Here is a 24,514-nt window from a genome sequence, read left to right as displayed (position 1 = left end):
TTACTCCAAAGAAAGTTCATCCATAGCTTTTGCAAGTTCAAACATTTGTTTATGTTCATATACATCATGCACTCTTATAATGCTTGCTCCGTTTTTAAAAGCTTCTAAATGCAAATAAAGCGTGCCAGCTAATCTTTGCTCAACGCTTGAGTTAAAATACGCATTTATCACACTTTTTCTGCTAGCTCCAATTAATAGTTCTTTTTCAAAGCGTAAAAAATGCTCTAAATGCTTAATTAGCATCATATTATGCCATGGGCTTTTTCCAAAACCAATACCAACATCTAAAATCACATCTTTTAAACCCAATTCACTTAATCTTTCTAATTTTTGTGCAAAAAATTCATCAAGCTCGGCTAATACATCTTCATAGTAAGGATTATCTTGCATATTTTGTGGGGTATTTTGCATATGCATAAGTATATAAGTAGCTTTGTATTTTAAAGCAAGTTTAGCCAAATTTTCATTTTTAAAACCGGTAATATCATTAATAAGCTTAAAACCTTTGTTTAAAGCATATTCTAAGCAATACTCATCAAAGCTATCTAAACTAAAAATACATTTTTCATAAATTTTTTCTTTATAAATTAAATCTAAGGCATTTTTCAAACGCTTAAATTCTTCTTCCTTTCCACAATACACACTCCCAGGCCTTGAAGATACCGCACCTATATCTATATAATCAGCTCCTTGAGAAATAAAAAGTTCTATTTTTTCTAAAAGTGCGTGCTCATCTACCCTGCTTTTTGCATTAAAGCTATCTGTGTTTATATTAATTACACCCATGATTTTTGCTTTTTTTGCTTTATTAAATTTTTGCTCTAAAAATAAAGCTAAATTTTTTAAACCAAAATCTTGCAGCTTTTCTTTTTGGATGAGTTTTTTAATTTGTTCTTTTGTAACCATTAGCAAAGCATTGGTATGTTCTTTACCCAATATAACTTCTTTATGCGTTACAAGTTCAGCTCCAATTCTTAATGCATCTTGCTTGAGTATATTCACAGCAGGTGCTCTTAAATTTTTGATGAGAAAAAAATGAATTTGAGTTTTTTTACTCATGATTTTTTCACCCATTTTATGGGGTTTTATAAATTGAGTTATTGATTTAAAATCAGTATTTGGGTTTATTTTAATGATTTTCATTTTTTCTCTCATATATAATCAAAGCTATCACACTTAGTAAAATAGCTGGTTTTGCATTTAATTTTGCCAACTCATAAGCTTTATAAAAAAAATCAATTTCTTCATCATTTAGTTTTAAATCTTGTTTTAAACATTCATAGCTTAATGTGCTAATTAATTCTAAGCACTCTTGTTTGTCTATATTTTCATATTTTTTTAACAAAGATAAAATTCCTAATAAGTCTAATTTCTTAAGATCAAAATCCAAAACCATTTTTTCTTTTTGAATTTTATGTTTTTCTACGATAAATCTTGAAAGTATAGTGGGTAAAAAAACATTTTTAGATGGTGCAACAATGATGAAATAAATATTCTTTGGAGGCTCTTCAAAAAGTTTTAGTAGAAAATTTTGTGCTTCTTCGCGAAAACTTTTTGCTATGATTACTATAATTTTTTCATTTGCTTCTGCTATATAACTTTCTTTCATAATAGCTCTTGCAGTAGCTTGAGCATTTTTATCATAGCTTGTATCGTTTAATCTTAACTCTAAATCAGGATTCTTAGGTATAAAAAATCTTATTTTTTTTTGCCCATATTCTTTTATAAGTTTTTCTTGTATAAATTCAAAATCATTATGGATAATGATTTTATTTCTAATACTCAAATTTCTACCTTAGAAAAAAGAACTGCGTCTAAACTTTTATCAAAAATTTTATATAAAGAAATCAGTTTATAATCAAGATCTTTATCCAAAGAAGATAAATAAAAACTATTTTGCAATTGCTCATCAAAAAGCCAAAGCAGGCTATCTTCTTTTGATTTTGCAATTTGTGCTTTAGGATCTGAATTTTTTCCTATATAAAAATACACATAACCATTAGGAAATGATATGCTTAAAAGATCATTAAGCAAAGCGATCTCCTCTTGAGTATTATAGTTTTTGTTGCAAATTCCTTTTAAAGAAATAAAAGGAAGCATAGGTCTAGTAGCTTTTTTATTAATTTGACTCAAAAAATATTCTTCATACCAAGCTCTTTGTTCATCTGTGATAATTATAAATGTATAACCTTGTAAAAGTAAAGAAAGTTTTGAGGCAACTAAAGGCGACCACTCTAATCGCCTTTCTTCTAGCCAACTCATATAAGCACCATTTTGCCTAATTTGCTCTAAACTAAATTTTAAAAAATTATTGCTCATTATACATCTAACTTATACACTTCGTGCAATACTCTTACAGCTAATTCTCCATATTTTTCATGCACAATTACTGATATTTTAATTTCACTAGTTGAAATCATTTGTATGTTTATATTTTCATTTGCTAAAGCTTTAAAAGCTGCAGAAGCCACCCCAGAATGAGACTTCATCCCAACCCCTACAACAGAAACTTTAACAACAGCACTATCTGTTTCTATATTAGCATTTGCTCCTAAAACTTTTTTCATAGCATCAGTAGCCAAATCAAGCTCGTTTTCAGGCACGGTAAAACCTAAATTAGTCGCTCCATCTACTCCAACATTTTGAATAATCATATCCACATTGATATTCTCATTTGCTAAAGTTCCAAAAATTTCAGCTGCTATTCCTGGTTTATCATCGATATTTCTTAAAGTAACTCTTGCTTGGTTTTTATCAAGTGCTATACCACTAACCAAAGCTTGTTCCATATTTTCCTCCTTAGTAATAATCGTCCCTTCATTTTCATTAAAACTACTTCTAGTAACTAATTTTACATTTAATTTTTTAGCAAGCTCTACTGAGCGATTTTGTAATACTTTAGCCCCTAAACTTGCAAGTTCTAACATTTCCTCATAAGAAATTTTATCAAGTTTTTTGGCCTTTGGTTCAATCCTAGGATCTGTTGTATAAACCCCATCAACATCTGTATAAATTTCACACAAATCAGCATCAAGCGCTCCAGCTAATGCTACTGCACTTAAATCGCTTCCTCCACGACCCAAAGTAGTAACATTACCCATTTTATCAATGCCTTGAAAACCCGCAACTACTACAATATATCCTTCATCTAAAGCTTTATTAATATTTGTAGTATCTATATGCTCAATTCTTGCTTTGGTATATACATCATCTGTAATAATTCCAGCATTACGCCCTGAAAATGCCACCGCTTTTAAACCCATCTCATTTAAAGCTATAGCAAGTAAAGACGAAGTTACGCGTTCACCGCTACTTAAAAGCATATCCATCTCACGACCTGATGGGTTTTTGCTAAAATGATGTGCAAAATCGATTAATTCATTTGTCACTCCACTCATTGCAGAAACAACGACTACTAATTTATCACAATTTTTTTTACTTTTTGCAACTCTTTTAGCAACTTCATCTATTCGCTCAAGCGTTCCAACGCTTGTTCCTCCATATTTTTGAACGATCAGCATTAAATATACCCCTTTTCTTTAAAGTATTTTAAAACCTTAACATAAATAGGTTTTTTAAAATGATTTATAGTATTAAAAACCTCATTTAATGATATAAATTTAAAAGCATTAAATTCAGGATGTTTGGTATTTAAATTTATTTTTGCACTACTTTTTAATTTTACTAAAAAATATTTTTGATTTTGCCCATCATAAGGATACATTTTTTGTGCAATTTTTGCTGGAAAATCATAACTAATCCATTCTGGATATTCAGCTAAAATCTCAACCTCATCTGTGCCAATTTCTTCTTTTAATTCTCTAAAAAGTGCGTTTTTAGGGCTTTCACCCTCATCAATACCACCTTGAGGAAATTGCCAAATATCCTCCATATCATTACGCTTTGCAATAAAAAATTTACAATCAAAAGGATAAGCAGGTGATAACACAACAACAGCAACATTTGGTCTGTATTTTTTTTCTTCTTTCATAATTTTCTTATCCTTTGATATTTAAAATGTTATAATTTTAACAAAAAAATACCAATTTGTTATTAATATAAAGAAAGTTTATGCATTTATACATTCATATACCATTTTGCGAAAGCAAATGCTTTTATTGCTCTTTTACTTCGCTTAAGAAAAAAGACTTTGAAAAAGATTATCTAAATGCATTAATGCAAGATATAAAACATCAATTAAATTTTTTCAAAGTTGATAAAAATTCTTTCAAAAGCATTTTTATAGGTGGAGGAACCCCTAGTTTAATGGAGATTAGTTTTTATGAAACAATCTTTACTTTTTTGCAAGATTATATAAAAGATAATAGCGAAATAAGCATAGAAGCAAACCCTAGCTCAAGCAATCTTTCATGGCTTAAAGGTATGAAAGATTTGGGTGTTAATCGCATATCTTATGGCGTGCAAAGTTTTAATGAGCATAAACTAAAATTTCTTGGACGCAATCATGATCAAAAAAGCATTTTTATGAGTATAGAAAATGCAAAAAAAGCCGGATTTGATAATATTAATTTAGACTTAATTTACGATACAAAATTAGACAATACTAAAATGCTTGATTATGAGCTTTTAAATTTAGCATTGTTAAATATTTCTCATGTAAGTGCTTATAATTTAACCATAGAAGAAAAAACAAGATTTGCGAAAAAATTTCACTTTAAAAAAAATGCTCCAAGATTAGCAAAATACTTCATAAAAGGTATTGAAAATCTTGGGTATAAACAATATGAAATTAGTAATTTTGGACAAATTTGTAAGCACAATCTTGCTTATTGGCAAGGCAAAGATTATATAGGTTGTGGTTTGAGTGCTGTAGGATTTTTAAAAAAGCAAAGATTTTACACTAAGAAAAATTTAAAAGATTATATAGCAAATCCTTGTTTTAGAGAAGTAGAAAATCTAAATTTAAAAGACTTGCATTTAGAGCATATTTTTTTAGGCCTTAGAAGTATTGTAGGGGTAGATGAAACAAAGCTAGAGCCTTTGGAAAAAGAAAAAGCACTTTTTCTTAGCAAAAAGGGAAAATTAGTTTATAAAAATGGAATTTTTTATAATACTAATTATCTTTTAAGCGATGAGCTTGCTTTGTATATTAATACTTAAATTTCAAAGCCCATTTAACAAGTAAAATCAAAACAGGAACTTCAATCAATGGCCCTATAATAGCAGCAAAAGATTGCAATGAGCTTATACCAAAAGATGCAATGGATATAGCTATAGCAAGTTCGAAATTATTACCACTAGCACTAAAACTAATAGCTGTATTTTTTTTATAGTTTAACCCTAGTTTTTTACTTATAAACCAAGAACTATAAAACATTATCACAAAATATAAAAACAAAGGAATGCAAATTTTAAACACATCTAAAGGTAAGTTAAAAATATCACTTGATCTATAAGAACACATGATGATAATAGTAAAAAGTAAAGTAACAAGCGTGATAGGACTTATCTTAGGTAAGAAATTTTGATCAAACCATTCTTTGCCTTTTAAACCAATAAAAACCACCCTGCTTAAAATTCCTAGTAAAAAAGGCAAACCAAGATAAATTGCTACATTTTGTAAAATGTCACTTATTTTTATCTCCAAATCATTTTCGAAACTAAAACCCAAATAAGAAGGAAAAAATTCTAAAAACAAATATACATAAAAGGCAAAACATAAAATTTGAAAAATCGTATTAATACCTACCAAAGCAGCAGTGTATTCCTTATTAGCTTTAGCTAAATCACTCCAAACTACTACCATAGCTACACAACGAGCTAAACCTATAATGATAATACCTTGCATATAATCAAGATCATTTTTTAAAAATATCCAAGCTAATATAAACATCAAAATAGGACCAAAAATCCAATTTAAAAACAAAGAAAGTATTAAAGCTTTAAAAGAATGAAAAATCTTAAAGATTTTTTTATACTCAACCTTAGCCAAAGGTGGATACATCATTAAAATTAAGCATATCATAAGCAAAACATTATTTTGCTTATAGTTAAAACTCTCCCAAAAATTTGCAATATTAGGGAATATAAATCCCAAAAACAAACCCAAAGCCATAGCTATAAAAATCCATAAAGTTAAAAATCTATCTATAAAACCAAGCATTGAAAGTTCTTTGTATAATTTTTAATTTGAGATCTACAACTATTGTGAATATAAATAAAAGCTATTTTCATATCATTCCTTAGAACACTCACAAGAAAATCTTTTAAGCTCAGGAAGTTCTAAAGAAAGATTATTGATATTTTTTAATACATCTTTGCAAAAATTATTTAAATTCTCTTTTATACCATAATATCCCCAAACCCCTTGTCTATCTACTTCTAAAAAATTAGCTTCTTTTAAAATTTTTAAATGTCTTGAAAGCCTTGATTGACTCATATTTAATGAGCTTTGCAAATCACACACACAAAGCTTTCCATGCTTTTGCAAAAAAGCCAAAATTAAAACTCTACTCTCATCATTAATCGCACCGCTAATTTTTAAAAACTCTTGCATAAAAATCCTTATATAAAAAACATTAAAAGTCCAAAACTAATTGCAATAAAAACTATCATACTAGCAAATAAAAATAAAAAGTTAAATTTAAATATTCTTTTTAATAAAACAAGCTCAGGCAAAGAACATCCTGCTCCTGCTATTAAAAAACTCATCATCACCCCTAAAGGAATTCCACTAGTGGTTAAAGCCAAGGCAACAGGTATCATAGCAGTGCAATTCATATAAAGCAAAACCCCTATAAAAGCTGCTATAAATACACCTAAAATTCCATAATCTTTCATATAAATTTGAAAAAAATCTTGCGGAAAAAATCCGTGTATAAAAGCTCCTATAGCCATACCTATAATAATATAAGGCAATATTTTTTTATATTCTTTAAAACTTTGTAAAAACAAAGTTTTGATTTTATTTTCTTTGTTTTTGCTTTTAAAATTTAAAATTTTATTTATCTTGGAATTTTTAGCAAAAACCAAACTAGACTTTTGAGAATATGAGCTTTGAAAAGCATTACTAGAACAACAATTTGATTTTTGTTCTAAATCATTTTTTAAAAAATCTTCATTAAAAAAATTTTGAGTATTGATTTTAGAAATGCAAAAAGCAAGCAATAAAATCACACAAAATAAAAATCCCACATAAAATAATGAAATTTTTAAACCAAAACTCACCACAAACATCACCACTATAATAGGATTAATTAAAGGTGAGGTGATTAAATATGCTATGCATACTCCAAGTGGCACTTTTGCTTTTAAAAATGCATTTAAAAGTGGTATGCTTGAGCACGAACAAAAAGGCGTTAAGCTGCCTAAAAGTATAGCTTTTACATAGCTTGCAAAAGAATCTTTTTTCAAATGCTCATTGAAAAATTTAGCATAGCGCTCATTAACATAAGCAATTAGCATATTTACCAAAACAAATAAAACAGAAATTTCAATAAATAAAATCAGAAAATCTTTTAAAATAAAAACTAATTTTTCCATATATTTCCTTTCTTTTTATGATTATAATAAAATTATATAAATATATCAAGATATATTGATATATTTATATATTAAAAGTAATAATATTTTTAAGTATTTTTATGTAAAATGTAAACTATACATTTATCAATGAAAGAAGAAAAAATGAGTTTTGGTGAAATTTTAGTTATTTTGGTTGTAGCTATTTTGGTTCTTGGACCTGAAAAACTACCTTCGACTATAGTTGAAATTGCAAAAATTTTAAAAGCCATTAAAAGCAATATTGATGAAGCAAAAGCAAGTATCAATAAAGAATTAAAAATAGCAGAATTAAAAGATGAAGCACAAAAATATAAAGATGAATTTTCACAAACCAATGAAAATATTAGAAAAAAATTAAGTTTTGAAGAATTTGATCAACTTAAAGAAGATATTTTAAATAACACTAAAGAATTAAAAAGCGAAATTAATGATTTAGAAAAAGATATACAAGAACTTTCGCATATAGAAGAAAAAATTCAAAAAGATGAAAAAAATACTCAGAAAATGGAAAGTTAAAAATGTTTGAAGAATTAAAACCCCATTTAGTAGAACTTAGAAAAAGATTATTTATAAGTGTTGCTTGTGTTATTGTAATGTTTTTTGTATGTTTTAGCTTTAACAATTATATTATAGATGTACTAAAAGCTCCAGTGGAAGCAGCCTTACCTGAAATTTCAAAACAAATGACCTTCGTTGAGCTACAAGAGCCTTTATTTACTGCGATGAAGGTTTCATTTTTTACAGCTTTTTTGATTTCTTTGCCAGTTATTTTTTGGCAATTTTGGAAATTTGTAGCACCTGGACTTTATGATAATGAAAAAAAACTAGTAGTGCCTTTTGTAAGTTTTGCTAGTATTATGTTTGCTCTTGGAGCTTTGTTTTGTTATTATATAGTCATACCTTTAGCTTTTAAATTTTTGATTGATTTTGGGGTGCAAACTCAAGATTTTAAACCTTTAATTAGCATAGGTTTATATGTAGGATTTTTTACCAAACTTGTAATTGCTTTTGGCTTAGCGTTTGAAATGCCTGTTATAACCTTTTTCTTTGCTAAGCTTGGGCTTATTGATGATAGCTTTTTAAAAAAACATTTTAGAGTTTCAGTTTTAGTGATTTTTGTCTTTTCTGCAATGATGACTCCACCTGATATCATTTCTCAATTTTTAATGGCCGTGCCTTTGTGCGGACTTTATGGAATTTCTATTTATATAGCAAAAAAAGTCAATCCTAGCCAAAAAGAAAATGATGAAAATGACTAATAAAGATCTTTTGCTTTCTAGTTATGATTATAACTTACCAAATAATCTTATAGCAAATTTTCCTATCTTACCTAAAGAAAATGCCAAACTTTTAGTTTATGAAAGATATAAAGATCAAATTTCGCATTTACACTTTAAGGACTTAGTTAAAATTTTACCACCTTGTGTTATCGTTTTTAACGATACTAAAGTAATTAAAGCAAGAATTTATGGAAAAAAAGAAAATGGTAATAAAATAGAGCTTTTCATTAACCACCCTTTAAAAAATAATGATTTTTTAGTTCAAATTCGTGGTAAAGTTAAAGAAGACCAAGAATTGTATTTTGATAATTCTTTAAAAGCTAAAATTAAAAAATTACGCAATGATGGCACAAGAGAGGTAGAATTTTTCATTAATGAAAAAAAATTAAACCATCATGAAGTTTTTGAAATTTTAGAAAAAATAGGCCATGTTCCTTTGCCACCATACATCAAAAGAGCCGATGAAGAACAAGATAATATAAACTATCAAAGTATTTTTGCCAAAAATCAAGGAGCAGTAGCCGCACCTACTGCAAGTTTACATTTTGATGAAACAATGATAAAAAAACTTAAAGAAAATCATGATATTTATACTATAACACTACATGTAGGTGCGGGAACTTTTAAAGGTGTAGAGTGTGAAGACATACGCGAACATAAAATGCATTCAGAATTTTTTTATATTGATGATAAAACTTGCACTTTGATTGATTCTTCTAAAAAAATACTAGCCATAGGAACAACCGTGACTAGATGTATAGAGTATTATTTTAGACAAAAAAGAAACGAAGGTTTTTGTGATTTATTTTTACATCCACAAAATACTCCACAAAGAATTGATTATTTACTTACGAATTTTCACTTACCAAAATCAACTTTAATTATGCTCGTAGCCTCCTTTATAGGTAGAGAAAAAACTTTAGAGCTTTACCATGAAGCCATAAAAAATAACTATCGTTTTTACTCATATGGTGATGGAATGTTAATTATCTAATTTTTTTTCTTAATATATTTTTTATCAATATAACCTAAATCTATTAGCTTTTCATAAATTTTAGCTAATATAGGCCCACCAGTGCTACTACCACTTTTTCCATGTTCGATTAAAACTACTACTACATATTGAGGTTTTTCATAAGGAGCATATGAAGTAATCCAAGCATGTGATCTTAAAAAATATTCTAAATCTTCCTCTTTTATACGCTTTTTTTCACTTTGAGAAATTCCAACCACTTGTGCTGTTCCTGTCTTAGCAGCTATAGTTATAGGAGAATTTTTTAAATATCTAGCAGTTGTTCCTCCTTGCTCATTAGCTACTTCATACATAGAACGCCTTAATAATGGCAGTTTTGCTAATTCAAAAGTAGTAAAAATACTTTCATTATTTTCAAAATTTAGCTTAGTTATATTATCATCAATACTTTCTATAAAATGCGGGGTAATATTTTTAGCCGTTGCTATCATAGCCGTAAATTTAGCTACTTGCATTGGAGTAACCAAAAAATCACCTTGTCCTATGCTAGTATTTAAAGTTTCACCTTGATACCATGGTTGATTATATTTTTGTTTTTTCCATGCTTTATTAGGAACTGTTCCTATAAATTCATTAGGCAAATCAACTCCGGTTTTAAAACCAAAACCCATTCTTTCAAAAACAGAACTAATAATATCAATACCAACCTCTAAAGCACCTTTATAAAAATACACATCACAACTTTCTCTAATCGCATCATTCATATCCATATAGCCATGACCTGTAACCTTCCAACATCTAAATTTCCTACCCCCAAGTTCAAAATTAGAATCGCATAAAAATTTACGATGTTCATCAAATTTTCCACTATCTAAAAAAGCTAAAGCAGTTCCCATTTTAATCACTGAACCAGGTGGATAAAGACCATTGATTAATTTATTAGTAAATGGATGATTTAAGTCATTAGAAAGTTTATCCCATTCCTCTTGAGAAATTCCAGTAACAAAAGGATTTAAATTATATTCAGGAAAGCTTCCAGCAGCCAATATAGCACCATTGTTGACATCCATAATAATAGCAGCACCAGCTAAATCTTTAAAAATTTGAGTAATAAACTCTTGCAATTGTAGATCAATAGTTAAGGTAATATTATGCGTTTGTGGTTTTTTGTAAGATAACTCTTCTATTTCTTTATTTAAAGCATTGACTTTGCTTATTTTTTCACCTTTGTTTCCTTGTAAAATACTATTATAGTATCGCTCAATACCACTGCGACCAACATAACTAGTAAGTCTTGCTATTTCATTTTCATTCATATCATTTAAATTTGCCTTGCCAACATAGCCTATAACATGACTTGCTAAAGAATCATAAGGATAGTATCGTTGAGTTGTTGACTTAACTTGCATATTTTCTCTTAAATTAAGAATGGTAAAATACTTAATCATAGCATCATATTCAATAAAAGGAACAACTTCTATATAATCTTGATTATAATAAGAATCAGATTTTATATATGTTTTTTTAAGTTTTGTTATGTTTAAATCAGGAAAATAATGTACTATGGTTTGTAATTCTTGTTCTAAAATATTTCTATTTTTCTTTTTAATATACAAATAAGGCTTAATAGAAATGGAAAAACCTAATTTATTAACAGCTAAAGGTTTTCCTTTTATATCTAAAATTTGCCCGCGAACTGGGGCTATTAGTTGGGTTTTTATTGCATTTTGTTTTGCAATTTCTTCATAATATACATTTGATTTAATACTAATATAATAAACCCTAGCTAATAAAAGTATAAAAAAACAAGCTATAAATCCCATTACCAAACGCATTCTCATAGCTTGACTCTTCCTTTAAAAATAACAAAACCAAACACAGCCTCAAAAGCAATAAACCATAAATATTCTATGCCAAATTTTATAATTGCAGAATTATCCAAATAAGCCAAAAAAACATCAAATATATATATAAAAACATAAGCACACAAAGTATAAATCATCAGCAAATAATCACCGAATTTTAGTTTATTACTAAACCAATCTGCAAATACATGGTAAAAAACAAAAAAAGCTATCCAAGAGCTAAAGAGATAAAATCCATGGATAATATCTATAAAAAGTATATAAAATAAAGAAAAATACCATCTAAAATCAAGCTTATTTAAGGTTTTTTCTTTTTCTTTTAAAAGAATAATCATATAGCAAAAAAAAATGCCAAACAAAGGTGGAAGCCAGTAATAAACAGAAGATAAAACTTGATAAAAAATCAAAGATAAGTAAAAAAACAAATAAGAAAAATCAAATCTATTTTTTGTAAGATTTTTAGTTTTCATTTATGCCTAAACTTTCTAAAATAATTTTATTTTCTAATTTATCAATTCCTTGTTTTTTTAAATTTGAAACTAAAATCGCATCTTTATAAGTGTTTAAAAGTTTTGCTTTTTGACTTTGATTTAATTTATCGCTTTTAGTAAATACGATAATCTTTTTTTGATCAGCTCTCAAAAAAGAATTTAAATACTCATCCAAATTTAAGTCAATATCTAATTGATAATGCCTAGCATCAATTAAATGAACAAAGAGTTTTATACTACTTCTTTCTCTTAAAAATTCATCTAAATTTTTATTCCAAATTTCTTTTGTTTTTTTGCTTACTTTTGCATAACCAAATCCAGGTAAATCAACAAAAATAACCTTAAATTTATCCTCATTATACTTACAATCTACCTCAAAAAAATTAATTAATTGTGTTTTTCCTGGAGTTGAAGAACTTTTTGCTAAATTTTTATTTTTACAAAGTGTATTAATCAAAGAACTCTTTCCAACATTAGATCTACCTAAAAAAGCGATCTCTGTAAGAGCTAAATCAGGAGCATTATCAATTTGAGAAGCCGATGTTAAAAATTTAGCATTCGTTATCATTCTTTCACTTCAAATACAAATTTTGCGGGTTTTTTATCTTTACTTACAACCCTATAAGTCATGTTTTTTCTATCAACAATTATTTTATCTCCAAAAAGTTGCTTATTAGTTTGAAGTTCTATAATTTTTGCATTACCATTAATCTCATAGATATCTTTTTTAACTTCATATACAAATTCATCACCACTACCATGATAAATTTTATCATTCATAATTATCTTAAATTTAGCATCTTTAGTAGCCACATATTTTATTGGTTGTTTATTTTTCATATAAATAACTAATTTTTGAGAATTTAACACATCTTTAGCTTTTTTTACTTCAACATCACCACTTAAAACGCTTATTTGGTTTTTTTCATCCAAATAAAAATCTTTAGCATGCACTTCAATTTTTTGCGCTGCCATAGTAAATACTTTCAATAAACATAAAATTATTATTGTTCTAAAAACCATGCTTTAATTCCTTGAATTTTTAATTGTTTTTGATTTATATCATATAAAAAATTATCCCCAAATATCTCATTTAAACCAATATAAGCTCTAAATTGATTTTTAGAAAATAAAAATTTTTTTTGCATATCATAAATAGCCTTTTGAGTTAAAATAGTAGTTTGATTTTGATCTATATAAGTAACATTTCCTTCCAAAATAGACATTTTTTCATTTCTAATTAATAAATTAGAACTTAAATTATAATCAACCCCTTCTACTTTAAAATCATTAAATATATCCTTATCTTGATACTTCACCCAACGACTAGCTTGATAACTTGCTTTAGTGCTACTTGCATTTAATTCATAATCTAAAACATCAAAAGCTTGCATATTTGCAACATCAACTTTTTGAGGTTTAATGGTAAAAAGATAAGGATCTTGAGTGCTTAAAATTACCATAACAAAGGCAAATAAACTCATCAAAATAGCAAAAATTCTTATTGCCAAAGTTTATCCCATTGTGCTTGCATATTATTGTGCTCGATTAAAATTTCTATCATTTCACTCACTGCACCATTGCCACCTTTTCGGTTTAAAACTTTATCAGTTTTTAAAGCCTTATGTGCATCTTTTGGTTTAAAACTATATCCAACTGCTTCAAGTAATTTCATATCATTATAATAATCCCCAATAGCAGCACATTGTGAAAAATCTAAATTTAATTTTTCCAAAATTTCTTTTGCACAAGTTAGTTTATCGCTAATTCCTTGATAAACTAAATCAATTTTTAAATCTCTAGCTCTAAAATAAACACACTCGCTTGTTCTTCCTGTGATTATAGCAACCTTTTTTCCAAGTTTTTGCCAAGCTTCAATAGCTGCACCATCTTTTACATTAAATTCTTTTATTTCACCATAATTTTGAGTGTAGATGATTTTACCATCTGTTAAACAACCATCTACATCTAAAAAAATAAGTTCTATCATATTTACTCTCTTACTATAAATGCTCCTGGAAATGCACCACTATCAGCAAAATCTCTTGCTTCTTGCTCACTTCTAAAGCCTTTTAAAAATACTCTATGCAAACCATCTTTAGCGCTTGTTTGTATAGTTGAAGTGTAAGAATTATATTTTTTATATCTATTCGCGATTAAATCTGCACCGCTTTTATTTCTAAATGCACCAATTTGCACCATAAAATTACCACCTTCAAAGATGTGTCCACTATCAACTATAGCTCCACTACTACCTAAATTTGAATTAGTATGAACTGAGCCTGAATTTGCACTAGTTCCAAAACCAATAACTTCAAGTCTAACAGGTGCTATTCCAGAATGAATCATATCTATATCTCTTGCTGCAACATTAGATAAATCAATAATCCTGCCCGCAACAAAAGGTCCTCTATCATTGATTCTAACCGTTGTTTGACGATAATTTTTTAAATTAGTAACCTTAACTATAGTATTCATAGGTAAAGTTTTATGAGCTGCTGTATAGGCATTTTGATTATATGTTTCTCCATTTGATGTTTTTTTACCATGAAAACCAGGGCCATACCAACTAGCTATTCCATCGGCTGTTTCACCTACTTCTACCACGGTTGGATAGTATGTTTTACCATTAATAGTATATGGCTTCATTGTGCCTTTTAAGCCCGTATTGTTATGTTTTACACTTTTAAAATCTCTTTCTGGATAATACACGGTTGGTGAGCTCATAGGAACAACACTACAAGCACTAAATAAAACACCTATACAACTAACGACTAACGACTTTTGTATGAGTGGTTTTTGACATTTTTTGAGTGGTTGTAATTTTTTCATTCTTATTCTCCTTAATTTTTAAAACTAATTTTTGGTTGATATTAATTAAGTTTCCTTTAATTTTATTATATTCTTTTATACTTTCTACGCTAATTTTGTGTTTTCTTGCAATAGTATATAAACTATCTCCTTGTTTAACTATGTATATTTTTGTATAAGGTATGGTAGTATCAACTTTAGCTAATTTTGCATTAGCTAAAGCTGCTTCAAAAGCTACACTCTTGCTTAATGGAATATACATATAATAATCTTTCTTATCAGGTGGAGTAAAATCATAATTAAAATGCGGATTATAGCGTTTAAACTCACTATAAGACATCTTAGCTATTTTAGCAATATCTTTTAAAGAAACACTTGCAGGAATTGGTATTTTTTTAACTTCACTTGATAGAGCATAATTAAGTAAAGCACTATCTTGTGAAATCAAAAAATCGTTATTATTTGCTAAAAAAGCCATAGTTAAAATTTTTCTAATAAACACTCTAGTTTCTAATGGTAAATATTTTTCATTTGGATCAAGCAATATTTTTAAATCATCACTTTTTGCTTTTTTAATAGCTTGTCTTAATTTACCATCTCCACAATTATAAGCTAATATAGCTAAATACCATTTTCCAAATTGCTCTTTTAGCTGTTTTAAATAAGCAATGGCTGCATAGGTTGATTTAACTAAATCCTTTCTTTCATCTACATATGGATCAACCCTTAAACCTAAAGTTTGAGCAGTTGGTTTCATAAATTGCCATACACCTACTGCTTTAGTTTTAGATATACTATGTGTTTTTAAGCCAGATTCAACAATAGCCAAATATAAAAACTCTTGTGGGATATTTTCTTTCTCTAAAATTTTACGAATAATTGGAGTAATTTTATAAAATTCTCTCATGGTATCAACTAAGGTTCTAGAGTGTATATTTATAGAAGATTCTTTAAATTCTAAAAAAACCATATCGCTTAAATAGCTTGGGTTAATATCTAAATTTCTTAAAATTTGAGCTTGCTGAGTATAATGTTCTGGGGTAAATTGTAAGGCCTTGGCATTTAAACATAATATTATTAATATAAAAAATAAAAAAACTTTTTTCATTATATACCTTGAAAAAATAAACGATTAGCATTAAAATTAGTAAGTTTGATTACTTCATTCTTAGACAAATTTAAAAGTGTAGCTATTTTTTGAACTACAAAATGCGTTAATATAGGATCATTTACCTTGCCACGATGTGGTTCTGGAGTTAAGTAAGGTCCATCTGTTTCTAAAACAAGTTTGTCTTTTGGAATTTTAGGTAAAATTTCTACTAATTTTTTCGCATTTTTAAAAGTTAGCACCCCACCTATGCCAAAATAAAAACCACTATTTGCTAACTCAAGTAAAAGCTCACTTGCATTAAAACAATGCAAAACACCACCTTGTAAATCTTTGGCATATTTTTTTAAAATCCAAAAACTATCCTCATTAGCATCACGAACATGAACAATTAAAGGTTTTTTATATTCTATAGCAAGTTCAATTTGGGCTATAAAAATTTCTTTTTGTTTATTTTTTATATGTAAATCATCACTTTTCAAACGATAATAATCAAGCCCACATTCTCCTACAGCTACACATTTTTTATCATTAATAAATTCTTTTAAAACATCCAAATTAAAATCATCTATATCATAAGGATGTACCCCACAAGCAAAATACACATTCTCATACGCATGTGCAATCTCTCTTGCTCGTGGCAAATCATTAATATCAGCCCCAGGAATGATGATTTTATCCACCCCACTAGCAAAAGCATGTTTTAACATTTCATCTAAATAACCAAAATATGCTTGATGATCTAAATGACAATGTGTATCTATGATTTTTTCATCAAAATCACAATCTAAAAACATACCTCTACCCTATTTCTTCCATTTGCTTTAGCTAAATCCAAAGCATTTTGAGTCTTATTGTATAGTTCTTCAACCTTACTACCTTTTTCACCAAATGCAACACCTATAGAAACACTATAATCTACTTCATCTAAAGCAATCAATGCACTTTCTTTAGCAATACTTACTCTTATATTAGAAAATACTTTTAAAGCTTCCTTATTACTAGTATTTTTTAACATTACATAAAATTTTCCATCTTCGATTTTAGTAGCTAAATCCATACCACGAATTTGATCTTTAATTTTTTTAGCTGTATGTTTAATAATCCCATCACCACAATCATAACTTATTTCATAATTAATTGTGGCTAAATTATCTATATCGATCAAAGCTAAAGCCATTTCTTCATTTTCTTGCATATCCTCTAAATAGTCCAAAAATCTTCTCTCAAAAGTAGAATAATCATCAAGTCCAGTTAATAAATCTTTATCTAAACTATATTCATTTAGCAATACGCATTTTTGCATATAATCTAAGCAATTATTTACTCTACAATTTAATGATTCTTTTTGAAAAGGCCTAATTACATAATCATTAACCCCTTTTCTAAATGCTCTAGCTTCCAATGCATCATCTTTATCACCAACCATAATTACGCCAAGTTCTATTTTAGAATATTTCGAGCGAATTTCTACAAGCAAATCCTCTCCATTGATAACTGGCATAGTTGCATCGCAAATTACCAACTTAGTATCTGGGTGATCACTTAAATAATTTAATGCTTCTTCTCCATGTGCTGCAGCTAAAACATTAAAAAGCTGGTTGTTTAAATTTTTCTTCATTTCTGCACGCAAAGTTACATTTGCTATGGCTAAAATAATTTTTGTTTTATAATTTTTTTGCAGCATTCTAATAGAATTTAACATCTCATCAATACAATCTTCACTATCTTTTTGGATATAGTGTATGATGTCTTTTTCCATAAATTTTTTACGTGTTTGCCCATCACTACTTCCTGTTAATACAATAGCAGGAATATTTTTTTCCAATACCACATCCACAACCTCACCATCTGGTGCATCTGGCAAGCAAAGATCAACAAAAGCCATAAAATAATTATTTTTAACTAATTCTTTGGCACTATTCATATCAAAAGCTACATCTACTTTTAAACCTAAAGTATTTTCTACTTTTTTTGCTAAAAGTTTAGTTAGCATTTTATTATCATCGATAATTAAAATTTTTTCTTCCATATTCAACTCACTTTTACTTTTTTTGAAATTTTAAAACGATAATTATATCATATAGTTGTTTATTTTTTGTTTTAAAGTAAAGTTCTAGTAAATTCTAATGCTTCTTGCGTGATATTTTCCCCGCTTACCATCCTAGCTAATTCTTTTACTCTTTCTTCTTTTTCTATTTTTCTCACTCTACTTTCATTAGCAATTTTTTCTACCAAAAAATGATTATTAGCTTTTGATGAAAGCTGTGGTAAATGCGAGATTGCAAAAATTTGATAAAACTTAGCAAGTTCTTTTAAAACTTCAGCTATACTCATAGCTTCTTTACCACTTAAATTAGCATCAATTTCATCTAAAAATATAATTCCGCTAGCTTTATTAATCACATTGCATTCAGTAGCAATAAAAGAAAGTCTTAAACGATTTATCTCTCCTGAGCTTAAATTTTTTAAATTTGCTTCATTAATATTTAAGCTAATTTCATCTTTGCCTAAAATATTTAATTCACACTCTTTAAGCTCTAATTTTATTTCTTTCATATAGAGTTTTTGAAGATAAACATTTAGCAATTTTTCCAACTCTTTTAGTTTATTTTTACGCAAACTACTTAATTTTTCACTTTTTTCATCTAATTTTTTTTTAGCACTTTGAACTTTTTCTTGTAATTCTTTTTTTTCAAAACTTAAATTTTCATAATGGGCTAGTTCTGTTTTTTTCTTTTCTAAAATTTCTAAGGTATCTTCAATACTTCCATATTTTGTGATTAAAGAAGAAAGCTTTTCAATTCTATCAAGAACCTCTTCTATATCAAAATCAATATCATCAAAATTTTGATTTTCCCAAATCACTCTTAACTCGTTTAAACATTCTGAAAAAAAAGAACTATCAGCTTCGCTAATTTGCAATGCATCAATCACAGCTGATTCTAACTCAAAAATTTTACTTGCCCTATTCCATGCTGCTTCAATTTTATCTTTTTTAGAAAGTCTTTTTTTAAGACTCATTAATTCCTCAAATTCACCAATTTTTGGATTTATATTTTGAATTTTTTGTATTTCAAAATTTGTAAATTCTTTTAATTCTTCAACTTTTTTTTCTTCCTCTTGAATTTTTTCTAATTTCTTTTTATTTTCTACAAATTCTTTATATATATTTTTAAATTCGTTTTTAAAAGATTGAAAATTTTTATCCTCTTTTGTTTGCATAAAATCAAGTAAATTTAAAAATCTTTCATTTGAAAATTCATTATTTTCTTTTGCTGAAAGGTATTTTACAAACTTCTTAGAAAGCAAAGCTAAATTTTTCTTTGAGATAAATTGGTTATTTATAAAATAACGCGTGCTTTTATCTTTTAAAAGTTTAAATGCATTTATTTCTTCATTTTCTATACCAAATTCATCTAAATCAAGTTTATCATTAAGTAAAATTTCAACCATCTTAGCCTCACTCTCACTCAATGCAAAGGCAGATAAAATAGCCTTAAAAAGCACGGATTTTCCAGCTCCACTAAGCCCACTAAAAACGGTAAGTCCAGCTTCTAGATCTAATTTTGCTTGCTTAAATCCTAGATTATCTTTAATTAAAATACTTTCTATCATTATTTACCCCAGTTTAATTTTTCTTTTAAAACTTGAAAATAATCTCTATCTTTTTTATGGATGAAACTTAATTCTTTTTTACTAAGTCCTATGAGAATTTTATCATATTCTTTTGGATCAATCACTTCCTGCCCATCCAAATATAGCAAGCAATTTTCTACTTTCAATTCAAGATTAAAGCCATATGGTAAGACTATAGGTCTTTGAGTTAAAGAATGCGAACAAACAGGAGTTAAAACAAAAATTTCACTTAAAGGATGTATTATAGGACCACCTGCACTAATATTATAAGCAGTAGAACCACTTGAACTAGCTATGATTAAACCATCTCCATAATAAGCATTAAAAAGTTTATTTTCAAAAAATACCTCCACATTTGCCATTAAGGCATTATCACGAGAAAAAACCGCATCATTAAATGCATATTTTTTTATAATTTTATTTTTTTTAGTCAAAATAATTTGAAGCATTTTTGCTTGTTCTATTTTAAAAAAACCTTTAAAAAAATCATTAAAAAAATTTTCTACTTCATTGAAGGAAAGAGCTGTTAAAAAACCTAAATTTCCAGCATTAATACCCAAAATAGGCTTTTTGATTTGATAAACTTGCCTGCATAAAGATAAAAGAGTTCCATCTCCACCTAATGAAATCAAAAAATCCAAATCTTGTAGTTTTTGGGTGTTAATTTTTTCTTGTTCTAAAATAATAAGTTCTATATTTTTGCGTAAAAAAACTAAATTTAATGCTTGTATTTGCTCATTTAAATTTGTATTTTTTCTACAAAATAGACCAATTTTTTGAATTTTTTCTATATTTATTTGCTTTTTCATATAAAAATTATAACAAAACTTAGCTAAGCAAAAGAATAAAATACTATAATAACAAAATTAAACAAAATTTTAAGCGAAGGAAAAATTTTGAGAACTCATTATAATACAGAGCTTAACATACAAAATGTTGGCGAGGAAGTAACATTATGTGGTTGGGTAAATTCTTACCGCGATCATGGAGGAGTAATTTTTATCGATCTTAGAGATCGCAGTGGGCTTATCCAGTTAGTTTGCGATCCTGCAGACAACCAAGAAGCACACAATATCGCTTCATTAGTAAGAAATGAATATGTTTTAATAGCTCAAGGAAAAATACGCCCTCGCGGGGAAGGACTTGCAAATCCAAAATTAAAAACCGGCGAAATAGAAGTTGTTATAAATAAACTTACTATTGAAAATGAAAGCGCTGTAGTTCCTTTTGCAATAGGCGATGAAAGTGTTAATGAAGAATTAAGATTAAGATATAGATTTTTAGATTTAAGAAGTAAAAAACTTTATGATAATTTCGCATTAAGATCAACCGCTTGTATAGCAACAAGAAATTCTTTAGCAAAAATGGGATTTTTAGAAGTTGAAACGCCTATTTTAACTAAAGCTACACCAGAAGGTGCTAGAGATTATCTAGTTCCATCACGCGTTCATCAAGGTGAATTTTATGCACTACCTCAAAGTCCTCAACTTTTTAAGCAACTCTTAATGTGTTCAGGATTTGATAGATATTTTCAGATTGCTAAGTGCTTTAGAGATGAAGATTTAAGAGCAGATCGTCAGCCTGAATTTACTCAAATAGATATAGAAATGAGTTTTTGTGAGCAAAAAGACATTATAGCTATGGCAGAAAATTTACTCAAAGATATTTTTAAAGCTTGTGGCAAGGAAATTAGTATTCCTTTTAGACAAATGAGCTATAAGGAAGCTATGGAAAATTATGGATCTGATAAACCTGATTTAAGATTTGATATGAAATTTATCGATGTAATTGATATTTTTGCAAAATCAAACAATGAAATTTTTGCAAATATTGCAAAAGATACAAAGAAAAATCGTATTAAAGCTTTAAGAGTTCCAAAAGGTGATACAATTTTTTCTAAACGCCAAATGCAAAGATTTGAAGAATTTGTGCGTAAATTTGGCGCAGCAGGACTTGCATTTATACAAATGAAAGAAGATGGTCCTAAGGGTCCACTTTGCAAATTCTTTAGCAAAGAGGATTTAAACACTTTAATCCAAAGATGTGAATTAGAAGTTGGAGATGTTGTATTTTTCGGTGCAGGAGCTAAAAAAACCGTGCTAGATTATATGGGTAGATTTAGGTTGTTTTTAGCTGATGAAATGAAAATTATTGATGAAAATAAATTAGAATTTTTATGGGTTATTGATTTTCCTATGTTTGAGCAAAATGATGATGGGAGTTATTCTGCGATGCACCATCCATTTACTATGCCAAAAAATATTGATGAACAAGATTTAGAAGAGATTAATTCTATTGCACATGATGTTGTTTTAAATGGTGTAGAATTAGGTGGTGGTAGTATAAGAATTCACAAAAGCCCTATCCAACAAAAAGTATTTAAACTTTTAAATATTGATGAAGAAGAACAAAGAAAGAAATTTGGATTTTTACTTGATGCATTAAGCTTTGGAGCACCTCCACATGGTGGTATAGCTATAGGTCTTGATAGACTTATCATGCTTTTAACAAAATCTTCAAGTATTAGAGAAGTTATAGCTTTTCCTAAAACACAAAGGGCACAATGTCTTATGACTCAAGCTCCAAGCGAAGTAAGCAATGAACAAATGAGAGAATTAGGTATAAGATTAAGGGAGAATACTAAATGAAACAATTATTTTTAATTATAGGTGCACCAGGTAGCGGCAAAACAACTGATGCAAGCATTATAGCTACAGATGATGTAAATATTACTCATTATTCTACAGGTGATTTGCTAAGAGCAGAAGTGGCTAGTGGAAGTGAACTTGGAAAAACTATTGATAGTTTTATTTCTAAAGGAAATTTAGTTCCACTAGAAGTAGTGGTTAATACTATTATCACTGCTTTAAAAAATGCACCAACTAACACTATATTAATCGATGGCTACCCAAGAAGCGTTGAGCAAATGCTTGAATTTGATAAGGTATTAAAAAATCAAAACGAAGTTAAACTAAAAGGTGTTATAGAAGTTAAAGTTAGCGAAGAAGTTGCTAGAGAAAGAGTTTTAGGGCGTGCTAGAGGTGCTGATGATAATGAAGAAGTTTTCAATAATAGAATGAAAGTTTATCTACAACCTTTAAATGAAATAACTAATTTTTACGCTAAAGAAAACATTCATCATGTAATCAATGGTGAAAGAAGTATTGAAGCTATCGTAGCTGATATGAAAAATTTAATCAATGATTTATTAAAATAAAGGATAAAATATGGATATTAGTAAAATTAAAATTGGAGAAGTTCCAAATAAACTCAATGCTGTAATTGAAATTCCTTATGGTTCAAACATTAAATACGAACTTGATAAAGAAAGTGGAGCCATTATGGTTGATCGCATAATGTATTCTGCTATGTTTTATCCGGCAAATTATGGTTTTATACCAAATACTTTAGCAGATGATGGTGATCCTATTGATGTTTTAGTTTTAAATGAATACCCTATCCAAGCAGGTGCTGTGATTCCTTGTCGTTTAATAGGTGTGTTATTAATGGAAGATGAAAGTGGTATGGATGAAAAATTACTTGCTGTTCCTGTAAGTAAAATTGACCCAAGATATGATAATATTAAAACTTTAGATGATTTACCAAAAGCAAGTTTAGATAAAATCAAAAATTTCTTTGAAACATACAAAATGCTTGAACCAAATAAATGGGTAAAAGTAAAAGAATTTGCAGGTATTGAAAAAGCAAGCGAAATTTTAGAAAATTCAATAAAAAATTATAAATAATCAAAGTCCTTTTAAAAAGGGCTTTATAAAGGATAAAAAATGAAAAGTATTATTGCTTTTGGCGTGGCTTTTGTTGTTTTAATAGGAGCTAGTATTGGTTTTTACATGTGGTATTTTGATGATAGTTCAAGTTCTTATGTATATGATTATAAACAAAATAATTCTTATCAAAACTATACTCCATCGACTAATTATTATAGTCAAGAAAATAATAATATAAACAATAATACTTACGAAGAATATAAACCACAACAAGAAAACACTAAAGAAGAACCTATACAAAATGATCTTATTGCGGATGAAAACACTACAATAAAAGATACACAAGAAACTTCAGCAAAAAAAATTGATTTAGCAAGTGATACAAAAGAAGCAGTACCACCTAAACAAGAACAAGAAAAATCTATAAAAAATATTCCAGCTAAAAAAATAGAACCAGCGCATAAAACACAAAAAAATAACTACAAAAATACCATGCAAGAATACATTGCTAAAGGTAAAACCAGCAGATATGAACCAAGACTAAGTGATGATTTTGTTAAAGTTTATGTTTTAGATGGAAAAAGCTTAAGTGACTATAGAATTAATATGCTAAAAGAAATGATAAATCCAGTTAAAAACAATTCTCAAGATTATAATTTGACTATTTTTATTGATATGTTATCAAATGATAATATGAAACTAAGCATTTATAATAAAGACATAGTGTTTGCTAAGAATAAGAAAAAATACAACTATGTGGATATAAAAATCTCCAATTTGCAGTTTTTATTTGAACGCAATGGCTATAATGAATATAGCAATGAAGCTATGCTTGAAAAAATTAATGAAAATTTAGCTAGAGAAGATATAATCAAAAGAGTAAAAATTCAAGGCTATGCAGATGATAGAGGAAGTTCTTTTGCAAATTATATGATAGGTTTAAACAGAGCAATGAATGTTGCTAAACATTTTTTTGGTTTTAGTGAAGTAATAGAAATAGAGTCTTTAGGAAAAGATACTTATCCTATCAAAGATAAATCTGATTCTCAAAGACAAAACAATCGTAAAGTAGAAATTAGTTTTTATAACTAATTT

At 27.9% G+C, this 24,514-nt stretch carries 28 protein-coding genes; 8 read left to right on the top strand and 20 right to left on the bottom strand.

Features of this window, described 5'->3' with window-relative positions:
• Genes folP through CPEL_RS03715 form a run of 5 tightly spaced genes read right to left on the bottom strand, consistent with a single transcriptional unit; the run spans position 1 to position 3,991 of the window.
• The gene (gene folP / locus CPEL_RS03735) at positions 1 to 1,143 is read right to left on the bottom strand and encodes a dihydropteroate synthase (RefSeq protein WP_044598662.1); all 1,143 of its coding nucleotides are present in this window, start codon (positions 1,141 to 1,143) and stop codon (positions 1 to 3) included.
• A complete protein-coding gene (locus tag CPEL_RS03730) occupies positions 1,130 to 1,786 on the bottom strand; it encodes a DNA polymerase III subunit delta' (protein ID WP_084083561.1) in 657 nt (218 codons plus the stop codon). The genes folP and CPEL_RS03730 overlap by 14 nt, the downstream gene beginning before the upstream one ends.
• Positions 1,783 to 2,319 carry a HobA family DNA replication regulator gene (locus CPEL_RS03725; protein ID WP_044598661.1) on the bottom strand — a complete coding sequence of 179 codons (537 nt, stop codon included), beginning with the start codon at positions 2,317 to 2,319 and terminating at the stop codon, positions 1,783 to 1,785. Before CPEL_RS03725 ends, CPEL_RS03730 begins: the two co-directional genes overlap by 4 nt.
• Entirely contained in the window at positions 2,319 to 3,521 is a 1,203-nt protein-coding gene (locus CPEL_RS03720; protein ID WP_044598660.1) for an aspartate kinase, read from the bottom strand. Before CPEL_RS03720 ends, CPEL_RS03725 begins: the two co-directional genes overlap by 1 nt.
• Entirely contained in the window at positions 3,521 to 3,991 is a 471-nt protein-coding gene (locus CPEL_RS03715; RefSeq protein ID WP_044598659.1) for an RNA pyrophosphohydrolase, read from the bottom strand. The genes CPEL_RS03720 and CPEL_RS03715 overlap by 1 nt, the downstream gene beginning before the upstream one ends.
• Positions 3,992 to 4,071: 80 nt before the next feature.
• On the opposite strand from CPEL_RS03715, the gene hemW reads away from it, so the two are divergent.
• Positions 4,072 to 5,121, top strand: a complete 1,050-nt coding sequence (hemW, locus tag CPEL_RS03710) for a radical SAM family heme chaperone HemW (RefSeq protein WP_044598658.1) — start codon at positions 4,072 to 4,074, stop codon at positions 5,119 to 5,121.
• Here the strand turns inward: hemW and arsB are convergent.
• The 3 genes from arsB to CPEL_RS03695 all read right to left on the bottom strand — a co-directional run bounded on the left by arsB (position 5,111) and on the right by CPEL_RS03695 (position 7,503).
• On the bottom strand, positions 5,111 to 6,124 hold the full coding sequence (gene arsB / locus CPEL_RS03705; RefSeq protein WP_044598657.1) for an ACR3 family arsenite efflux transporter: 1,014 nt from the start codon (positions 6,122 to 6,124) through the stop codon (positions 5,111 to 5,113). The genes hemW and arsB overlap by 11 nt on opposite strands.
• 72 nt (positions 6,125 to 6,196) lie before the next feature.
• Positions 6,197 to 6,517: an ArsR/SmtB family transcription factor gene (locus CPEL_RS03700; protein ID WP_044598656.1), complete on the bottom strand. Its 321-nt coding sequence runs from the start codon at positions 6,515 to 6,517 to the stop codon at positions 6,197 to 6,199.
• Between the two features lie 8 nt (positions 6,518 to 6,525).
• Positions 6,526 to 7,503 carry an arsenic resistance permease gene (locus CPEL_RS03695; protein WP_044598655.1) on the bottom strand — a complete coding sequence of 326 codons (978 nt, stop codon included), beginning with the start codon at positions 7,501 to 7,503 and terminating at the stop codon, positions 6,526 to 6,528.
• A 144-nt stretch (positions 7,504 to 7,647) separates the two neighbouring features.
• Between CPEL_RS03695 and tatB the strand changes: the two genes are divergently transcribed.
• Genes tatB through queA form a run of 3 tightly spaced genes read left to right on the top strand, consistent with a single transcriptional unit; the run spans position 7,648 to position 9,798 of the window.
• Positions 7,648 to 8,040 (top strand): Sec-independent protein translocase protein TatB, encoded by a 393-nt coding sequence (tatB, locus tag CPEL_RS03690; protein ID WP_044598654.1) that lies wholly within the window; start codon positions 7,648 to 7,650, stop codon positions 8,038 to 8,040.
• 2 nt (positions 8,041 to 8,042) lie between these two features.
• Entirely contained in the window at positions 8,043 to 8,783 is a 741-nt protein-coding gene (gene tatC / locus CPEL_RS03685) for a twin-arginine translocase subunit TatC (RefSeq protein ID WP_044598653.1), read from the top strand.
• Positions 8,770 to 9,798, top strand: a complete 1,029-nt coding sequence (queA, locus tag CPEL_RS03680) for a tRNA preQ1(34) S-adenosylmethionine ribosyltransferase-isomerase QueA (protein ID WP_084083560.1) — start codon at positions 8,770 to 8,772, stop codon at positions 9,796 to 9,798. The genes tatC and queA overlap by 14 nt, the downstream gene beginning before the upstream one ends.
• On the opposite strand, the gene mrdA is transcribed toward queA, so the two are convergent.
• The 12 genes from mrdA to CPEL_RS03620 form a co-directional block, all read right to left on the bottom strand.
• Complete coding sequence (gene mrdA / locus CPEL_RS03675; protein WP_044598652.1) at positions 9,795 to 11,618, bottom strand: penicillin-binding protein 2; 1,824 nt, start codon at positions 11,616 to 11,618, stop codon at positions 9,795 to 9,797. The two genes, queA and mrdA, sit on opposite strands and share 4 nt — an antisense overlap.
• Entirely contained in the window at positions 11,615 to 12,112 is a 498-nt protein-coding gene (locus CPEL_RS03670) for a hypothetical protein (protein WP_044598651.1), read from the bottom strand. The genes mrdA and CPEL_RS03670 overlap by 4 nt, the downstream gene beginning before the upstream one ends.
• Positions 12,102 to 12,701 (bottom strand): ribosome biogenesis GTP-binding protein YihA/YsxC, encoded by a 600-nt coding sequence (gene yihA / locus CPEL_RS03665; RefSeq protein WP_044598650.1) that lies wholly within the window; start codon positions 12,699 to 12,701, stop codon positions 12,102 to 12,104. The genes CPEL_RS03670 and yihA overlap by 11 nt, the downstream gene beginning before the upstream one ends.
• Positions 12,698 to 13,156 carry an LptA/OstA family protein gene (locus CPEL_RS03660; RefSeq protein ID WP_044598649.1) on the bottom strand — a complete coding sequence of 153 codons (459 nt, stop codon included), beginning with the start codon at positions 13,154 to 13,156 and terminating at the stop codon, positions 12,698 to 12,700. The genes yihA and CPEL_RS03660 overlap by 4 nt, the downstream gene beginning before the upstream one ends.
• Entirely contained in the window at positions 13,138 to 13,644 is a 507-nt protein-coding gene (locus CPEL_RS03655) for an LptA/OstA family protein (protein ID WP_044598648.1), read from the bottom strand. The genes CPEL_RS03660 and CPEL_RS03655 overlap by 19 nt, the downstream gene beginning before the upstream one ends.
• Complete coding sequence (locus CPEL_RS03650; RefSeq protein ID WP_044598647.1) at positions 13,635 to 14,123, bottom strand: 3-deoxy-D-manno-octulosonate 8-phosphate phosphatase, YrbI family; 489 nt, start codon at positions 14,121 to 14,123, stop codon at positions 13,635 to 13,637. The genes CPEL_RS03655 and CPEL_RS03650 overlap by 10 nt, the downstream gene beginning before the upstream one ends.
• 2 nt (positions 14,124 to 14,125) lie before the next feature.
• Entirely contained in the window at positions 14,126 to 14,860 is a 735-nt protein-coding gene (locus tag CPEL_RS03645; RefSeq protein ID WP_148308799.1) for a septal ring lytic transglycosylase RlpA family protein, read from the bottom strand.
• A 40-nt stretch (positions 14,861 to 14,900) separates the two neighbouring features.
• Positions 14,901 to 16,052, bottom strand: a complete 1,152-nt coding sequence (locus CPEL_RS03640; RefSeq protein WP_044598646.1) for a membrane-bound lytic murein transglycosylase D — start codon at positions 16,050 to 16,052, stop codon at positions 14,901 to 14,903.
• Positions 16,052 to 16,849, bottom strand: coding sequence for a TatD family hydrolase (locus tag CPEL_RS03635; RefSeq protein WP_044598645.1), 798 nt, complete (start codon positions 16,847 to 16,849; stop codon positions 16,052 to 16,054). The genes CPEL_RS03640 and CPEL_RS03635 overlap by 1 nt, the downstream gene beginning before the upstream one ends.
• Positions 16,840 to 18,084, bottom strand: coding sequence for a bile resistance response regulator CbrR (gene cbrR / locus CPEL_RS03630; RefSeq protein ID WP_044598644.1), 1,245 nt, complete (start codon positions 18,082 to 18,084; stop codon positions 16,840 to 16,842). The genes CPEL_RS03635 and cbrR overlap by 10 nt, the downstream gene beginning before the upstream one ends.
• A 71-nt stretch (positions 18,085 to 18,155) precedes the next feature.
• A complete protein-coding gene (locus CPEL_RS03625; RefSeq protein ID WP_044598643.1) occupies positions 18,156 to 19,670 on the bottom strand; it encodes an AAA family ATPase in 1,515 nt (504 codons plus the stop codon).
• Positions 19,670 to 20,500 (bottom strand): NAD(+)/NADH kinase, encoded by an 831-nt coding sequence (locus CPEL_RS03620; protein WP_044598642.1) that lies wholly within the window; start codon positions 20,498 to 20,500, stop codon positions 19,670 to 19,672. Before CPEL_RS03620 ends, CPEL_RS03625 begins: the two co-directional genes overlap by 1 nt.
• 87 nt (positions 20,501 to 20,587) lie before the next feature.
• Between CPEL_RS03620 and aspS the strand changes: the two genes are divergently transcribed.
• The 4 genes from aspS to CPEL_RS03600 are packed head-to-tail and all read left to right on the top strand — an operon-like array spanning position 20,588 to position 24,511.
• Positions 20,588 to 22,339: an aspartate--tRNA ligase gene (aspS, locus tag CPEL_RS03615; RefSeq protein WP_044598641.1), complete on the top strand. Its 1,752-nt coding sequence runs from the start codon at positions 20,588 to 20,590 to the stop codon at positions 22,337 to 22,339.
• Positions 22,336 to 22,908 carry an adenylate kinase gene (locus CPEL_RS03610; protein ID WP_044598640.1) on the top strand — a complete coding sequence of 191 codons (573 nt, stop codon included), beginning with the start codon at positions 22,336 to 22,338 and terminating at the stop codon, positions 22,906 to 22,908. The genes aspS and CPEL_RS03610 overlap by 4 nt, the downstream gene beginning before the upstream one ends.
• 10 nt (positions 22,909 to 22,918) lie before the next feature.
• Positions 22,919 to 23,437, top strand: coding sequence for an inorganic diphosphatase (gene ppa, locus CPEL_RS03605; protein ID WP_044598639.1), 519 nt, complete (start codon positions 22,919 to 22,921; stop codon positions 23,435 to 23,437).
• 39 nt (positions 23,438 to 23,476) lie between these two features.
• Positions 23,477 to 24,511, top strand: coding sequence for an OmpA family protein (locus CPEL_RS03600; RefSeq protein WP_044598638.1), 1,035 nt, complete (start codon positions 23,477 to 23,479; stop codon positions 24,509 to 24,511).
• The last annotated feature ends 3 nt before the right edge of the window (positions 24,512 to 24,514 follow it).

The sequence above is a fragment of the Campylobacter peloridis LMG 23910 genome (assembly GCF_000816785.1).
Classification (GTDB): domain Bacteria; phylum Campylobacterota; class Campylobacteria; order Campylobacterales; family Campylobacteraceae; genus Campylobacter_D; species Campylobacter_D peloridis.
This window is presented reverse-complemented; position numbering and strand designations above follow the sequence as displayed.

Bases quoted from the DNA above. Each gene is read 5' to 3' on its own strand.
- tatB (WP_044598654.1), top strand. From the start codon at position 7,648: ATGAGTTTTGGTGAAATTTTAGTTATTTTGGTTGTAGCTATTTTGGTT.
- CPEL_RS03650 (WP_044598647.1), bottom strand. From the start codon at position 14,123: ATGATAGAACTTATTTTTTTAGATGTAGATGGTTGTTTAACAGATGGT.
- queA (WP_084083560.1), top strand. From the start codon at position 8,770: ATGAAAATGACTAATAAAGATCTTTTGCTTTCTAGTTATGATTATAAC.
- CPEL_RS03610 (WP_044598640.1), top strand. From the start codon at position 22,336: ATGAAACAATTATTTTTAATTATAGGTGCACCAGGTAGCGGCAAAACA.
- CPEL_RS03600 (WP_044598638.1), top strand. From the start codon at position 23,477: ATGAAAAGTATTATTGCTTTTGGCGTGGCTTTTGTTGTTTTAATAGGA.
- cbrR (WP_044598644.1), bottom strand. From the start codon at position 18,084: ATGGAAGAAAAAATTTTAATTATCGATGATAATAAAATGCTAACTAAA.
- CPEL_RS03645 (WP_148308799.1), bottom strand. From the start codon at position 14,860: ATGAGCTCACCAACCGTGTATTATCCAGAAAGAGATTTTAAAAGTGTA.
- CPEL_RS03635 (WP_044598645.1), bottom strand. From the start codon at position 16,849: ATGTTTTTAGATTGTGATTTTGATGAAAAAATCATAGATACACATTGT.
- CPEL_RS03725 (WP_044598661.1), bottom strand. From the start codon at position 2,319: ATGAGCAATAATTTTTTAAAATTTAGTTTAGAGCAAATTAGGCAAAAT.
- folP (WP_044598662.1), bottom strand. From the start codon at position 1,143: ATGAAAATCATTAAAATAAACCCAAATACTGATTTTAAATCAATAACT.
- tatC (WP_044598653.1), top strand. From the start codon at position 8,043: ATGTTTGAAGAATTAAAACCCCATTTAGTAGAACTTAGAAAAAGATTA.
- arsB (WP_044598657.1), bottom strand. From the start codon at position 6,124: ATGCTTGGTTTTATAGATAGATTTTTAACTTTATGGATTTTTATAGCT.
- CPEL_RS03620 (WP_044598642.1), bottom strand. From the start codon at position 20,500: ATGAAAAAGCAAATAAATATAGAAAAAATTCAAAAAATTGGTCTATTT.
- CPEL_RS03625 (WP_044598643.1), bottom strand. From the start codon at position 19,670: ATGATAGAAAGTATTTTAATTAAAGATAATCTAGGATTTAAGCAAGCA.
- CPEL_RS03715 (WP_044598659.1), bottom strand. From the start codon at position 3,991: ATGAAAGAAGAAAAAAAATACAGACCAAATGTTGCTGTTGTTGTGTTA.
- CPEL_RS03720 (WP_044598660.1), bottom strand. From the start codon at position 3,521: ATGCTGATCGTTCAAAAATATGGAGGAACAAGCGTTGGAACGCTTGAG.
- yihA (WP_044598650.1), bottom strand. From the start codon at position 12,701: ATGATAACGAATGCTAAATTTTTAACATCGGCTTCTCAAATTGATAAT.
- CPEL_RS03670 (WP_044598651.1), bottom strand. From the start codon at position 12,112: ATGAAAACTAAAAATCTTACAAAAAATAGATTTGATTTTTCTTATTTG.
- mrdA (WP_044598652.1), bottom strand. From the start codon at position 11,618: ATGAGAATGCGTTTGGTAATGGGATTTATAGCTTGTTTTTTTATACTT.
- CPEL_RS03660 (WP_044598649.1), bottom strand. From the start codon at position 13,156: ATGGTTTTTAGAACAATAATAATTTTATGTTTATTGAAAGTATTTACT.
- ppa (WP_044598639.1), top strand. From the start codon at position 22,919: ATGGATATTAGTAAAATTAAAATTGGAGAAGTTCCAAATAAACTCAAT.
- hemW (WP_044598658.1), top strand. From the start codon at position 4,072: ATGCATTTATACATTCATATACCATTTTGCGAAAGCAAATGCTTTTAT.
- CPEL_RS03700 (WP_044598656.1), bottom strand. From the start codon at position 6,517: ATGCAAGAGTTTTTAAAAATTAGCGGTGCGATTAATGATGAGAGTAGA.
- CPEL_RS03695 (WP_044598655.1), bottom strand. From the start codon at position 7,503: ATGGAAAAATTAGTTTTTATTTTAAAAGATTTTCTGATTTTATTTATT.
- CPEL_RS03640 (WP_044598646.1), bottom strand. From the start codon at position 16,052: ATGAAAAAAGTTTTTTTATTTTTTATATTAATAATATTATGTTTAAAT.